The organism is Adonisia turfae CCMR0081 (assembly GCF_011009555.1).
Taxonomy (GTDB): Bacteria; Cyanobacteriota; Cyanobacteriia; order Phormidesmidales; family Phormidesmidaceae; genus Leptothoe; species Leptothoe turfae.
This window is the reverse complement of record NZ_QXHD01000004.1, coordinates 287,476-300,365: the sequence shown is the minus strand read 5'-3', so window position 1 is coordinate 300,365 and position 12,890 is coordinate 287,476. Positions and strand designations below refer to the sequence as shown.

The following is a 12,890-nucleotide window of genomic DNA, read 5'->3' as shown; positions in this document are numbered from 1 at the left end:
GCCGTTTCTGAACGTGATTTGCTTGCCCTAGTCCAGGCAGTGAGTGCTGACGACGGTGCCCAAGTTCTGATTTTGGCCCGTCAATTAATGGATCGGGGCCGTGAACCTCTGATGGTGTTGCAAAGCCTGGTGGCCTTTTACCGAGATCTTTTGATTGCAAAAACCGCTGGTGAGCGCCGTGATTTAGTGGCAATTACCCCGCCTGTTTGGGCAGAGATGGTGAACTTTGCCCAGGCTTTGCCATTGCCATTGTTGCTGTCGAGTCAACAGCATCTGCGAGCTGCCGAAGTACAAGTCAAAAATACAACTCAGCCCAGGCTTTGGTTAGAAATCACTCTAATGGGCCTATTGCCCTCAGCGTTGGGGCAGGTAAATGTGGCGACACCAGTGGTGACTGCACCAGTGGTGACTGCACCAGCGGTGACTCAATCCACGGCTCAACCGTCTATGCCAAAAGCAATCAGTTCACCCCCGCCTGTGGCTGAACCACCCATTGTTGCTCAGAAGCATACACCAGAAGAAAAAGCTACTACAGTAGCCCCAACACCAGTACCTAAACCTCAAAGTGAACCGCAGAAGAATGTGGTTGCTCATGAGCCAGAGCCACAGCCAAAACCTCAGGAGGATAAGGCCGCAAAGGGCGCATCGGTTGTGAATGCTCGGCCTGCTCCTACTGACGCTCATATCCCTCAGCCTACGTCTGCTGTTAACAATTCGGTTGAACAACCTTCTGCGATGGCCGATGCCCCTGCCATGGGCAGTATCAATGATATTTGGGCCAAAATTGTGACTCAACTACAGCCCTTTGGTACAAAGGTTCTGATGCGTCAGCAAGCCAAGTTACTGACCTGTGATGGTGTAGAGGCAACGGTCGGTATTCGGTCTCAGCCGTTGATGCGCATGGCTCAAGATCGATTAAGTAATGTCGAGATTGCGTTTGAAAAAGTTTTCGGCCATAAAATCCGAGTAACGATGGTAGTTGCAGCGGAAGAGCAAGCGGCTGCCCCTGCTGCTGTACCGACATCGCCACCAACTGTGGTGCCATCAGTGTCGCCACCACCGGTTTTGCCACCACCGGTTTCGACGCCATCACCACTGTCTAAGCCAACGCCCCATAGCGCTAGCACCACTTCTTCTCCTAGACTTGCTGATACGCCTGCGTCGCCACAACCCGCTGTGGCAGCATCTGTTACAGCGACTCCCTCTCCCTCAGCTCCGCCGCCACCCACTTCTACAGCCAGCAACGCGTCTATTGCAGCTAATGAATGGCAAGGAGAAAACGAACTGGACCGCAGTGTCAAAAGCTTTGCTCAATTCTTTAATGGCCAGATTGTTAACCTGGATGATGAGGCGACGGAAGTTCCCTCTACACCATCTGCGGAACCTGGTCCTGATGTCCCGTTTTAGAGGTCAAGCTAGTGGTGGAAGGGAATGGAGCAGAGGGGCAATAAGCCCACCACTAACCCTGAAAGGCAGCCATAGGTGACGAAGGACCATTGGGGTTGAAACCCATAATCATGGTCTGATAACAACGCATCAATCCGTCGACTTAATCGACTGCTAGGAACCGTACAGCTAAAGTTAGCAACTGTTATCGGTGAAAGGGGGGCGGCAATGACCTGTACCAAGGATTCTGCCAAGGTTAAACGATCAACCGAGTGGGTAGCCCAGTCATCGGCTCGAATTTCCCGTAGGAGTAGTAACTCCTGCCAAAGTTCATCCGTGTAAGGCAGCCAACAGGTGATACGTCGCAGCCATCCTAACCAGAAGAACCAAAACGTGTCGCGGTAGTGATAATGCGCTTTTTCATGGGCAATCACTGCCGCTAAATGTTCACTGTCAAGGGTGTCGATGAGTCCCTGGCTAATCACTAACTCCGACGACCAGAGCCCAATTTGTGCACTAAATGCGGTGTCTTCATCCATTAATCGACTGGGAGTACCCTGCACCATTTGCTGAGGATATTGCCGGATGTGGACAATGCTTTTGTGGGCTTGCCATCTCAGGTAAATCAAGATGCCCAGGCTAACGACTAAAAATAACCAGGCGGTTGTGTAACTAATCCAGCCTTCCAAGGGGCTGACTACATGACCGTGGGGACCCATGATAATAATGGCCACCGCCGTGGTTAGTAGCAAGATGGGGGATATCAGTAATAGGGATAAAACCGTTAGCCAGTGCGCATTTTGTAGACAGCGTCCAGTGAGGGCCAACCGGAGTAGGATTGCGGTTGCGATCGCACCCCCCATTAAACTCACATGCATCATGGCTATTTCTCCTGCCCCTGTTGGTTGTTTGAGCGAGCTCGTCGCGCTGCCTGAATACGTTTGGTAATGGCTTCTAGCTGGTCCAAACTATCTTGGTCAAGGGTATCTGCAAAGGCCGCCACAATATCTGGATTACTAGCTGCTAAAAACTGATGTAAACGCTCATGGGATTCCAGAATTTTGGCATTGTTGGCTGAAAGTAGGGGCTCCCAGTGATAAGCCCTGCCCACCCGCCGCTTAGCAATCCAACCCTTTTTTTCGAGGCGACGTAGCACCGTAGCCACCGATGAATAGGTCAAATCCCGGTCAATATCTTCCAGAATTTGGTTATGAATTGCCGTTGCTGATGTCGTTCCCAATTGCCATAGGATATCCAAGATTTCAGTTTCGAGTGGCCCCAACGACAATCGCTTGGGACGGTAGGCCGGAAATTTCGACATCGGCTAACTCTGAAGACACTAGTTTCCCTAACCAGTGTATCGCCCGAAGTCCGATATTCTCATGGCGGGTCTCATATTACTCACACAACTATAAACTGTGACCAAGTGTCACTTGAGATATCCAGAGTTAACTAACAGAATGGAGAAACTTAAATGCGCAGATGTGCAAATCAAGGTTGAATTTAGAGGTGGTACTTGCCACCTCTATTTTATTTTTTGTATTTTTGTGCGACTTTGATCGCGACTGCTATAAAAAACGAGTCTAGCAATCTGAATCAAGATTTAGTGCATTGTGATCTGACTAAAGTTGGTGGCAAACCCACAGATTATGCCACTGCATTCATCATCAAGGATGTCAGTTTCAGACAAAGTAGGCTGCCAGCCACCTAAATAACCAATAAAACCGCCAGTTGACTGAGCCATGCGTAAATCACTGGTGGAATCCCCAATAACCATTCCCTGCCCAGGTGAGAGTCCGATGCTTTGACACGCGGCGGGCAAAAAATCTGGTGCGCCCTTGGTAGGATGTGGGCTACTGGTACCCTGGAGCTTGTCAAAGTAGGTCTGTAGCTGATAACGATTAACAAAATCCTCAAGATTGCTCTGGGTGTCAGCAGAAACCATGATCACGCTTAGTCCCACGTGCCGTAGCCGCTGTAAAAAATCTAAAACGCCGGGGAGGAGCGGGGTGTAAGCAGCTTTAGGTGAACATTGCTGATCCGCTACTGTCAGACTGTGAATTGCCAGTTCTAATGCCTTTACCCATGGGTATCCTGCCATGGCAGCAGCAGCAGCGGTTCCAATAATAGTTTCTTGGCGACTGCCTACGGCTAATAATCCAGAAGCACTTAAACCCGTAGAGTCTATGCCCAATGCCTTGAGGGTAAGCCCATAGGCCCCTGGTAAACTTTGTTCCATCAGCTTTGCCTGGTTATAGCCCAACTGCTGAAGGTAAGCAGCCACATTGGCCAGGGTACCGTCTTTGTCTAAAAAGACAGCATCGATGTTTGTAAACTGTTTGCCGTTACAAAAGACAGTGACCACGGACTTAACTGTGACGAAATAAACAATAAAAAATGTGGGACGTTACGTCCCACATTTAGCTCAAGCAAGTGTCAGGTTACCTGAGTAGCCTTGCTATCTGAAGTAGATGGCTTTCTGCTGAAGAGAGCTAATTACTCCGCAACAGCCATTGCCGTTGCATCTTCATCGGTGTAGACGTCGTCGTCGTCGCTAGCTTCAACTTCGCCAGCAGCGGCAGCGGCTTCAGCTTCAGCCGCTTTCAACAATTGTTGACGATAGCGCTCAGCCATTTCCTCGGCTTTCTCAAACACGATGTCAGGGTTCTTGACCATATCACCGGGTTCGGGCTCAAGCTGTTTGGTGGATAGTGAAATGCGGCCACGCTCAGCGTCAAGATCAATAATCATGACCTTGATCTCATCATTCACATTGAGCACCGTATTGGGCGTATCGATGTGATCATGAGAGATTTCAGAAATGTGCAACAGACCGCTGACACCACCGATATCGATAAAGGCACCGTAGGGCTTGAGACCGCGTACTGCACCAATCACCACTTCGCCCACTTGCAGACCGTTCATCTTACGCTCAACTAACGCACGACGATGGCTCAATACAAGACGGTTTCGCTCTTCATCAACTTCAAGAAACTTCAGGGGAAGAGCTTCACCGACAAGATCTTCCTTAGGTTTGCGAGTACTGATGTGGGAACCGGGGATAAATCCGCGCAGCCCTTCAATTCTTACCAAAGCTCCACCACGGTTAGTGGCAAATACATCAGAGCGAACAGTAGCGTCCTCGTTTTGTAGCTGACGTACACGCTCCCACGCTCGCATATATTCAATGCGTCGAATGGAGAGGGTTAGCTGGCCATCTTCATTTTCATCTGTCAAGATAAAAAATTCACGAGTCTCATTGGACTGAAGCACCTCATCCGCAGCTTCGACACGATTGATTGACATCTCTTGGATGGGCAAATAAGCAGCGGTTTTTGCACCAATATCAATCAAAGCGCCCCTAGGCTCGATGCTAAAAACTGTCCCAGGAACGATATCACCAGGACTGAAATGGTAATCGTACTGATCTAATAAAGCTTCAAAGTCTTCATGAGTAAAACCAATATCGGCTTGTGTCGTTTCAAGATTGACCATGCTAGATGTTTCCTACGGTTTCTCCATAATTGAGTGGACATGTTGTGCGTCTGTGTGCCGCCCCTACATTGATCCAGATTTTATCTCAGACAAGGCTAGGGCATCACTCAAAATGCGCTACCGTTAACCCTTTACTAAATAGCTCTGAGTGGTCAGACTCCTAGATAGATTGCTAATTGCTATCTAAAATGCTGACATGAACCTGAACTGGGCTCAGGACTTAGAGCCTTGCAAAGCAAGTAATACTAACACACATGAGGGCTCGACACGGAAACCCGTACCGAAAATTAGCAAACTACACAAACCTTCGCAAGACTATTTATGATAAGTGAATTTAGTCCTGCTGTCACTGACTATTAATGTATTGATGTAGGCTTATTTCTTGAGAATTGTATTTGCAAGGGGCTACATCCTACACGGTTAATGCCGAACCGTTACGATTACCGTTGGTTATGTAGGGCTGGGTTTCGGTCGTTGCATCGTCCGCTTGTAAGTGGTTGAGGGCATCTGCAAAGTCTCGAATGCCAGTAAATTGGCGATATACCGATGCAAAGCGGACATACGCAACTTCGCTTAAGGGTTGGAGCTGCTGTAAAACAAGCTCACCAATGTCTGCACTAGCAATTTCTCTGGTTGTGCGCTGCTGTAGGTCTGCTTCGATATTGTCAACGATGGTTTCTAAACGACTGGCTTCAATGCCTGTTTTTTCGCAGGCTCGAGCAATGCCTCTGAGGAGTTTGGAGCGATTAAATAATTCCCGATTGTTATTGCGCTTAACCACAGTGATGGGCACATATTCAATGCGCTCATAGGTGGTGAACCGACTATTGCACTTGAGGCACTCCCGACGACGTCGAATGCTACGGCCAGATTCTGCCGATCTCGATTCTAAGACACGATTGCTGGGATGCTGGCAAAAGGGACACTGCATAAACCACTAAACCCAAAATCAGTGAAGTGAGGGCCGCTTTAGTCAGCGGCCCGCTTATTAGACCACGCTTAAAACAAAAATAGAGGCTAACTTCGCTAAATGCAAAGAAGTTAGTACCTCTATTATGTCATCCAGACTCTGTTAGGTAACAGATATGCTAGTTGCCAAGCTGGTTCAATGATTAATTTGGGCTTGGCAATCGAACATCTTTAGTCTTTTTTGATCCGGGGGGGCTCACGAAATGCGATCGCAAAAAAGAGCGTACCGATAATACAGGTGAAAATCAGAATGTAAGCAACACTTTCCATGGTTTCGTCCTACTCAATTTACAGTCAGTTCCACTGCTGTAGAAACAAGCAATGGTTGCCATTGGTTACTACCATTATTCCAAAAAAATGGCCCAGCGTAATCCATTCGCTGGGCCATTTCCTTAGCCTAAGACTCGTACTTAACGATTTGTTGCACGAGTAGTCGTGTCTCCAACCTTCTGGAAGAAGCCCCACTCAACCTGCTCCTCAGAGAGGTCGGGGTCAATACCAGCGAATACGTCGCGGTATAGAGTCCGGGAACCATGCCAGATGTGGCCAAAGAAGAACAGCAGTGCAAACACCGCGTGGCCAAAGGTAAACCAACCGCGAGGACTAGAACGGAATACACCGTCAGACTCTAGAGTCTCAAGGTCGAATTCGAAAGGCTCACCTAGTAAAGCCTTACGGGCGTAGCGCTTAACCCGAGCGGGATCCTTGATAGTTTGACCATCTAGCTCACCACCGTAGAAAGAAACGGTTACACCAGTCTGCTCAATACTGAACTGAGACTCAGCACGTCGGAACGGAATATCCGCACGAACTACACCGCTGGAGTCAGTCAAGATCACTGGGAAAGTCTCAAAGAAGTTGGGCAAACGACGAACAGAAAGCTCACGACCCTCAGCATCTTTGAAGACAGGATGGCCAAGCCAGCTAGTTGCAATCCCGTCACCACTATCCATAGGACCTACGCGGAACAAACCACCCTTAGCAGGGCTGTTGCCAACATAGTCATAGAAAGCGAGCTTCTCAGGAATATTCTGATAAGCTTCAGTACGGCTTAGTCCGTCAGCCATGTCGGCCTGTACACGGCGCTCAATCTCTTGTTGGTAATAACCAGAGTCCCACTGATAGCGGGTAGGGCCAAACAACTCAACAGGAGTAGTCGCGTTGCCGTACCACATGGTGCCAGCCACTACGAATGCTGCAAAGAAAACAGCGGCAATACTACTGGATAGTACAGTTTCAATGTTACCCATACGCAACGCCTTATAAAGACGCTGAGGTGGGCGCACCGTCAGGTGGAATAGGCCTGCCACAATGCCGACAATACCAGCGGCAATGTGGTGAGCCACAATACCACCCGCATTGTAGGGGTTAAATCCAGCAGGACCCCATTCAGGAGCGACGGGTTGAACGTGCCCAGTGATGGCATAGGGGTCAGATACCCACATACCAGGTCCCCAGACACCGGTTAGATGGAATGCTCCGAAACCGAAGCAAAGTAAACCAGATAAGAACAGGTGAATACCGAACATCTTAGGTAAGTCCAAAGCGGGCTCACCAGTTCGGGGGTCACGGAATAGATCCAAATCCCAGAAAACCCAGTGCCAAACTGCTGCTAAGAACAGTAGGCCAGATAGCACGATGTGTGCCAGTGCAACGCCTTCAAAAGACCAGAAGCCAGGATCAACACCTGTCTCACCAGTCACACTCCAACCGCCCCAAGACCCGGTTACACCGAGGCGAGACATGAAGGGAAGAACAAACATTCCCTGACGCCACATGGGGTTCAGGGCAGGATCACTTGGGTCAAATGTAGCAAGCTCAAACAGGGCCATAGAGCCAGCCCAGCCTGCCACAAGTGCAGTATGCATTAGGTGTACAGAAATCAGTCGTCCGGGATCGTTAATAACGACTGTATGTACCCGGTACCAGGGTAGTCCCATTGACTACGCGCCTCCTCCTAGTTTGGAAATGTTAGCCGTACATTAAAATACCGATACAAACAGGCTACCAGATCCCCCCATTGACTCCAAAGGCAAGCCCCAATGAATTGCTATTTAGCAGTGAAGAAAACTGGAGATGATGGACAGGTAGCCTTATGCGGTAATGAATCCAGACGATTCCCGACGGACTAATCCACTCAAATCCAAAGATTAAAGTGTATAAAGAAGTGTAACTAGAGTTCATAATCCAATGCAAGCTGAATTGCTTGGGATTGTGACACTCGCGGCATTCTCGACGTTATAGCGATTGCTTTTGGAGCCCTTCGATGCCCACTATTAAGTTTGTTAAAGAAGATGTTGAGGTCACAGCGGCGGATGGAGCGAATCTACGTCAGAAGGCGATAGATAACCGCGTTGATGTCTATACATTCACTGGCAAAATGATGAACTGCGGTGGATATGGTCAATGTGGTTTATGTGTCGTTGAAATCACTGAAGGGTTAGATAACCTATCTCCGCGTACTGCAGTGGAAGAAAAAAAACTCAAAAAACGTCCTGGTAACTGCCGCTTGGCATGTCAGACGCTGGTCAATGGACCGATTAGTGTGGTGACTAAACCGAAGAAGAAAAAGTGATGCATCGAATGCATTCAGTTGATTTATTGGGATTTAGTTAGCTTTTGAGCTAGCTGTATCGCTAACTTCAATTCACAAAGCTGTGGCTTCATTGAGTTGAACCAGAGTGATATGCTTAGCCATGTGGTTTGTTGTTGAGAGAGATAATAGCTGAGTCCTATGGAAGTTAATAATCTGGGGTTTGTAGCCAGCATCCTTTTCGTGTTTGTCCCAACCGTATTCCTGCTTATTCTTTACATTCAGACTAAAGAATAGTAGATGGGTCAACATGGCAACAGTGAGCTCAGCTTTCTGTTGATACCAAGCCGAAAGCTTTTTTGTGCAGAAGCCGATCGTCAGACTAAATGAGCATTTTTGTTTATTTATATTGCGCTTAGTCTATTGCGGACTTTTGCAGATACTTAGAGCAGATATTAAATATCTCAGGCTAGCTGTTTTAAGGCTAGGTATGGGTACTGGCCATGGCTAAGTACCCATTTTTATGGTTCCTTATACCCTGCTGTAGGCTTGCCATGCTTGCCAAAATACATAGGTGGCTAAAACGCACAGCAGGATACGAAATAATACGCTAACAACCTGTTCTGGCAGTTTGGGTAAAAAACGAGTGCTGATTTGGACGCCCACCAGACCACCTAGACCCAGGCTCAAACCAGCTCCATAGACGATATCTCCCTTAAGGCTGTTGTGGATGCAGGCAACACATGAGGTCAGAGCAATGACGGCCAAGCTATTACGGACAGCAGTTTTCATGCCGGTATTCATCAGTAATATCTGTAAGGGCACCATCACGACGCCGCCGCCCACACCGAACAAACCGGCCATAAACCCTGAGGTGCTACCGGTAATTAAACGAGCGGGAATGGGAGGGATCTGATTGGGGGGCTGGACTGTGGTCGCCACCCGCTTCTTTAAGCTAACCAGGTAGATATTGGCTAGCAGCAATATGCCAAATGCGGCTCGTCGCCAGTGTTCGGAAAGTAATTCTCCAAACTCTGTGCCTATGATGACTAGGGTGGCTGCTGGGATTGCCAACAGCACAACTTGGTTGGGCTGTAGGTAACCCATGCGCCAGTTTTGAAAACTGCCTGTGGTGGCTGTGATTAAAATAGCGAACAAACTGGTGGCAGCTGCTTGGTCTACATTGATGCCAAATAACAGCAATAAAGGCACCATCAGCACACCGCCACCAATACCCAGCAGTCCCGCTAATACCCCTGCAGCTAAGCCACCTAACGTTAACAAGACACTATGGGGAAGGGGCATGGGTGGATGAAGTAGACAATTTCAGCATTTTCCCACAGTTGTTGGGATGATGAATGCCTAGGTCATGCAGAGAAAATATAATTATGGTAGGGGTCCAAACGGCTATTTACTGACCCTGGGGCCGTATCGCTTAGGACTGGTTCAGGATCGGCTCTAGGTTAATGTACTGCTCAACGGTATTGGCCAGTTCGTTTAGCGTAGAATCCCGCTGGTCGCGGTAATTAGCAATGCCAGTAGGTAAAGACCCCAAGCCCCGCTGCTGTCTGAGGCGATTTAGCCAGGCTCGTCGCCAGGGTCCATTATCAAAAATACCGTGTAAGTAAGTGCCCCACAGGGATTCAGTCTCGTCGACGATACCCAGACTGCGATCGTCGAAAATGGGCTGGAACTTAGGCCCTGGTTCACCACCTTCAGGGGTCATCACTAGCTGAGTACGCCCGTGGTGAATCTCATAGCCATTGACGGGTAAGCCTTCTTGGGGGTACTTCGAGCTTACAGACCGCTGACGTGCCACTTTGTTTTGGGTAATCACTGTGCGCAAAGGCAGAATGCTCAGACCCCTAAAGCGGCCTTCTTGACCTTCTAGACCTTCTGGGTCAGCTAGCATTTGTCCCATTAGCTGGAAGCCACCGCAAATACCGAGGACTGTGCCTCCTGCTGCTGCGTAGTTTTGAATTGCCTCAGCCATGCCGGTGCGTTGCAAAATCAGCAAGTCAGCAATGGCTGTTTTGGTTCCTGGCAAAATCACAGCGTCGGGATGTCCCAAATCATCCTTAGGACTGAGATACCTGACATTAACTGAGGGTTCAGCCTCTAGAGGATCAAAATCTGTGAAGTTAGAAATCCTGGGTAGGCGAATAACCGCGATATTGAGTTCGGCGGATTGTTTTTCCACAGGGCGGTCCATGAGGGAAACGGAGTTTTCTCTAGGGGACGCGCTTTCAATCCAGGGGATCACACCCAGAACTGGAATGCCTGTGCGCTTTTCTATCCAATCAATGCCCGGCTGAAGCAGACTCTTTTGACCGCGAAACTTATTGATAACGATGCCTTTGACCAGCTCACGTTCATCGGGCTCTAGTAGCTCAAGGGTGCCGACGATATGGGCAAAGGCTCCACCCCGATCAATGTCAGTAACCAATATGGTCGGAGCTTTTAGGGCTTTGGCCACTCGCATATTAGCGAGATCTCGCTGTTTGATATTGATTTCGGCCGGGTTGCCGTCTCCTTCACAAATCAGTAGGTCAAATTCTTGGCCCAAGCGCGCCAGGCTTTCTTGTACTGCTTGCCAACCGGTTTCAAAATAAGTCTCGTAATAGTGGGTCGGCGTGGTTTGGCCAACGGGACGACCTTTGATGATGACCTGAGATGCTTGGCCGTTTTGAGGTTTTAGCAGGACTGGATTCATTTCGGCCTGCGGAGAGACACCTGCTGCCCAGGCTTGTACTGCTTGGGGATAACCGATTTCAGCGCCGTTAGCGGTGACGTAGGTGTTAGGGGCGGTATTGTGTCCCTTGAAGGGAGCTACTCGCCAGCCACGACGGCTCAACATACGACAAAGTGCTGTGACGAGTAGAGATTTCCCTGCGTGGGAGGTAGTACCCACTACCATAATGGCCTTCATGCTAGAGCGTCTCCCGGTTTAATTGAATTTTTAGTGATTGCAATATTGAGTTGAGATAGATAACTGAAATAACGGCTTTTCGATACAAGGTTTGGGAATTGTGATGTATAAGACTAGAAACTTGAATAAGTAAGGTGAGTAGTGAATCCTGAAACTTAACGTGTTGGCAGGCTGCTGTGGTTTGGGTAAAGCTTAACAGCAGTTGTGTTGAGGATGCTCATCACCTGCTGATAGGTCAGTTGGTGGTTAACCATCCGCACTATTGCTTAAACTTACCCAAACTTCATTACTTAGACATCGTCACTTTTGCGCACTGTCGCAGCTGTAGACGATAGTCTCAAAATTTACCTGGCTACGATAGCCAAGTCGGTAGTCTTAACCAACGGTTTCTGGCATTGAGTAAATAATCCAGGGGGCTCCCAGTGGAATCCGGACGACCTGCTGCTTCCCATTGTTCTACGAGTTGGCGGCCAATGGGTGTTAGACGAAAGCTGTCGGTCAAGCCTTGGCCATCGACTTCGCGACGGACGATGCCGACGGTTATTAACCAGCCCAGATGATTGTCGGCGGCTACTTCGGAGAGGGGCTGGCGTGTGTAACCGCTGAGCATGCCACGTGCGTCCATAATGGCACGTAGGGGAACGCTTTGCGATCGCATCGTCGCCAGCAGCTTCATATAAAACGGGGCACAGCGCACAGCTCGCTTGGCGCGAGCCAGTATTTTGGGGGAGAGGGGCAAAGATGTCGAAGTCATGGGCAAATCGTCAATTGGCAGTAAGCAATGGGGCGGGTCAGATATTGGGTAGGGGGTGGGCAGCGCACACCCTACTACGCGATTATTCTTCTTCGGTCTCAATAGTTGCGATACCCATAGTTTCTTCAGTATCTCCGTTTACTGTGTCAGCCGCATTGCCTGCTTCATTAACTGGGAAGCGATTGAGCAGGTGGGCTGCCTGGCGAGCGGTTGATTTAACAGTGCTGGGCAAAAATGGTACGTGGGGAATTTGGGCCAATATATCGAGGGTGCGCCGCAGAATTCGAACGACATCCCCTTCGTCAAGACTGGTGTTGTGGCAAAGCTCATTCCATTCGGTTTCTAACGCCCATGTTTCCACCAGCGCAATGAGATTCCATTCCAGGGATACTGGCAGTGTGACCTGGTAGCGCCGCTGCTGCTGAAATATTTGACGCCGTGTGGAACGCAGACCTTCTAAGGCTGCTGTAACGGCATGAGATGTGCGGTATCGGGTCCAGGTATCGGGGCGGGTTATTTCGGTGACAATGGCTGCGCAAGCAGCGGCAAACTGATGGGGCGGCAGATGATCAAATTCACCAGAGCCCAGGGCCAAGGCTATCCACAGCTCATTTTCTCCTCGAATCGCGGCGGCCATTTTGCCAAAATTGGTCGGCTGGTTATTTTCTAAACCGCCAAAATTTTCAAGAATGGCCATCAGATTGAGGAATTCTTGCCAATAGCGACCTGCATATTTGTTGTATTTGGCCTTGCGATCGCTCAGCTCAGCTTCCAGGGTTGAAAGCCGCTGTTGCTTTTTCAATAGGGTTTTGGGCTTGCCAAAT

The 12,890-nt window shown here is 49.1% G+C and carries 12 protein-coding genes and 2 pseudogenes; 3 read left to right on the top strand and 11 right to left on the bottom strand.

All coding sequences use genetic code 11. From position 1 onward, the window contains the following. Positions 1-1,407: pseudogene (locus DXZ20_RS05570) on the top strand (DNA polymerase III subunit gamma/tau); the annotation flags it as partial. A gap of 8 nt (positions 1,408-1,415) precedes the next feature. Here the strand turns inward: DXZ20_RS05570 and DXZ20_RS05565 are convergent. The 7 genes from DXZ20_RS05565 to psbB form a co-directional block, all read right to left on the bottom strand. Further along, the gene (locus DXZ20_RS05565) at positions 1,416-2,267 is read right to left on the bottom strand and encodes a M56 family metallopeptidase (RefSeq protein WP_163662865.1); all 852 of its coding nucleotides are present in this window, start codon (positions 2,265-2,267) and stop codon (positions 1,416-1,418) included. 2 nt (positions 2,268-2,269) lie between these two features. After that, positions 2,270-2,707 (bottom strand): BlaI/MecI/CopY family transcriptional regulator, encoded by a 438-nt coding sequence (locus DXZ20_RS05560; protein WP_006516457.1) that lies wholly within the window; start codon positions 2,705-2,707, stop codon positions 2,270-2,272. 282 nt (positions 2,708-2,989) lie between these two features. Further along, positions 2,990-3,751: an HAD-IA family hydrolase gene (locus DXZ20_RS05555; RefSeq protein WP_163662860.1), complete on the bottom strand. Its 762-nt coding sequence runs from the start codon at positions 3,749-3,751 to the stop codon at positions 2,990-2,992. Between the two features lie 131 nt (positions 3,752-3,882). Continuing rightward, on the bottom strand, positions 3,883-4,881 hold the full coding sequence (locus tag DXZ20_RS05550; RefSeq protein WP_163662857.1) for a 30S ribosomal protein S1: 999 nt from the start codon (positions 4,879-4,881) through the stop codon (positions 3,883-3,885). Between the two features lie 412 nt (positions 4,882-5,293). Continuing rightward, on the bottom strand, positions 5,294-5,812 hold the full coding sequence (gene nrdR, locus DXZ20_RS05545; RefSeq protein ID WP_163696910.1) for a transcriptional regulator NrdR: 519 nt from the start codon (positions 5,810-5,812) through the stop codon (positions 5,294-5,296). Between the two features lie 209 nt (positions 5,813-6,021). Continuing rightward, positions 6,022-6,120, bottom strand: coding sequence for a photosystem II reaction center protein T (locus DXZ20_RS05540; RefSeq protein ID WP_006516453.1), 99 nt, complete (start codon positions 6,118-6,120; stop codon positions 6,022-6,024). Positions 6,121-6,260: 140 nt separating this feature from the next. Continuing rightward, positions 6,261-7,790: a photosystem II chlorophyll-binding protein CP47 gene (gene psbB / locus DXZ20_RS05535; protein ID WP_163662852.1), complete on the bottom strand. Its 1,530-nt coding sequence runs from the start codon at positions 7,788-7,790 to the stop codon at positions 6,261-6,263. 326 nt (positions 7,791-8,116) lie between these two features. On the opposite strand from psbB, the gene DXZ20_RS05530 reads away from it, so the two are divergent. Together DXZ20_RS05530 and psbM are read left to right on the top strand one after the other, a co-directional pair. Beyond that, positions 8,117-8,425, top strand: a complete 309-nt coding sequence (locus tag DXZ20_RS05530) for a 2Fe-2S iron-sulfur cluster-binding protein (protein ID WP_163662849.1) — start codon at positions 8,117-8,119, stop codon at positions 8,423-8,425. Between the two features lie 159 nt (positions 8,426-8,584). Then, entirely contained in the window at positions 8,585-8,680 is a 96-nt protein-coding gene (gene psbM / locus DXZ20_RS05525; RefSeq protein WP_006516450.1) for a photosystem II reaction center protein PsbM, read from the top strand. Positions 8,681-8,914: 234 nt separating this feature from the next. On the opposite strand, the gene DXZ20_RS05520 is transcribed toward psbM, so the two are convergent. The 4 genes and pseudogenes from DXZ20_RS05520 to DXZ20_RS05505 form a co-directional block, all read right to left on the bottom strand. After that, positions 8,915-9,688: a sulfite exporter TauE/SafE family protein gene (locus DXZ20_RS05520; RefSeq protein ID WP_163696909.1), complete on the bottom strand. Its 774-nt coding sequence runs from the start codon at positions 9,686-9,688 to the stop codon at positions 8,915-8,917. Positions 9,689-9,818: 130 nt separating this feature from the next. Further along, positions 9,819-11,312 carry a cobyric acid synthase CobQ gene (gene cobQ / locus DXZ20_RS05515; RefSeq protein WP_163662843.1) on the bottom strand — a complete coding sequence of 498 codons (1,494 nt, stop codon included), beginning with the start codon at positions 11,310-11,312 and terminating at the stop codon, positions 9,819-9,821. A gap of 352 nt (positions 11,313-11,664) precedes the next feature. Continuing rightward, positions 11,665-12,066: an Npun_F0494 family protein gene (locus DXZ20_RS05510; RefSeq protein ID WP_163696908.1), complete on the bottom strand. Its 402-nt coding sequence runs from the start codon at positions 12,064-12,066 to the stop codon at positions 11,665-11,667. A gap of 82 nt (positions 12,067-12,148) precedes the next feature. Continuing rightward, a pseudogene (locus DXZ20_RS05505) lies at positions 12,149-12,890 on the bottom strand (DEAD/DEAH box helicase); the annotation flags it as partial.

Coding starts and splice junctions, on each gene's coding strand:
- DXZ20_RS05530 (WP_163662849.1), top strand. CDS start 8,117: ATGCCCACTATTAAGTTTGTTAAAGAAGATGTTGAGGTCACAGCGGCG.
- psbM (WP_006516450.1), top strand. CDS start 8,585: ATGGAAGTTAATAATCTGGGGTTTGTAGCCAGCATCCTTTTCGTGTTT.
- DXZ20_RS05510 (WP_163696908.1), bottom strand. CDS start 12,066: ATGACTTCGACATCTTTGCCCCTCTCCCCCAAAATACTGGCTCGCGCC.
- psbB (WP_163662852.1), bottom strand. CDS start 7,790: ATGGGACTACCCTGGTACCGGGTACATACAGTCGTTATTAACGATCCC.
- DXZ20_RS05560 (WP_006516457.1), bottom strand. CDS start 2,707: ATGTCGAAATTTCCGGCCTACCGTCCCAAGCGATTGTCGTTGGGGCCA.
- DXZ20_RS05540 (WP_006516453.1), bottom strand. CDS start 6,120: ATGGAAAGTGTTGCTTACATTCTGATTTTCACCTGTATTATCGGTACG.
- cobQ (WP_163662843.1), bottom strand. CDS start 11,312: ATGAAGGCCATTATGGTAGTGGGTACTACCTCCCACGCAGGGAAATCT.
- DXZ20_RS05550 (WP_163662857.1), bottom strand. CDS start 4,881: ATGGTCAATCTTGAAACGACACAAGCCGATATTGGTTTTACTCATGAA.
- DXZ20_RS05520 (WP_163696909.1), bottom strand. CDS start 9,688: ATGCCCCTTCCCCATAGTGTCTTGTTAACGTTAGGTGGCTTAGCTGCA.
- DXZ20_RS05565 (WP_163662865.1), bottom strand. CDS start 2,267: ATGATGCATGTGAGTTTAATGGGGGGTGCGATCGCAACCGCAATCCTA.
- nrdR (WP_163696910.1), bottom strand. CDS start 5,812: ATGCAGTGTCCCTTTTGCCAGCATCCCAGCAATCGTGTCTTAGAATCG.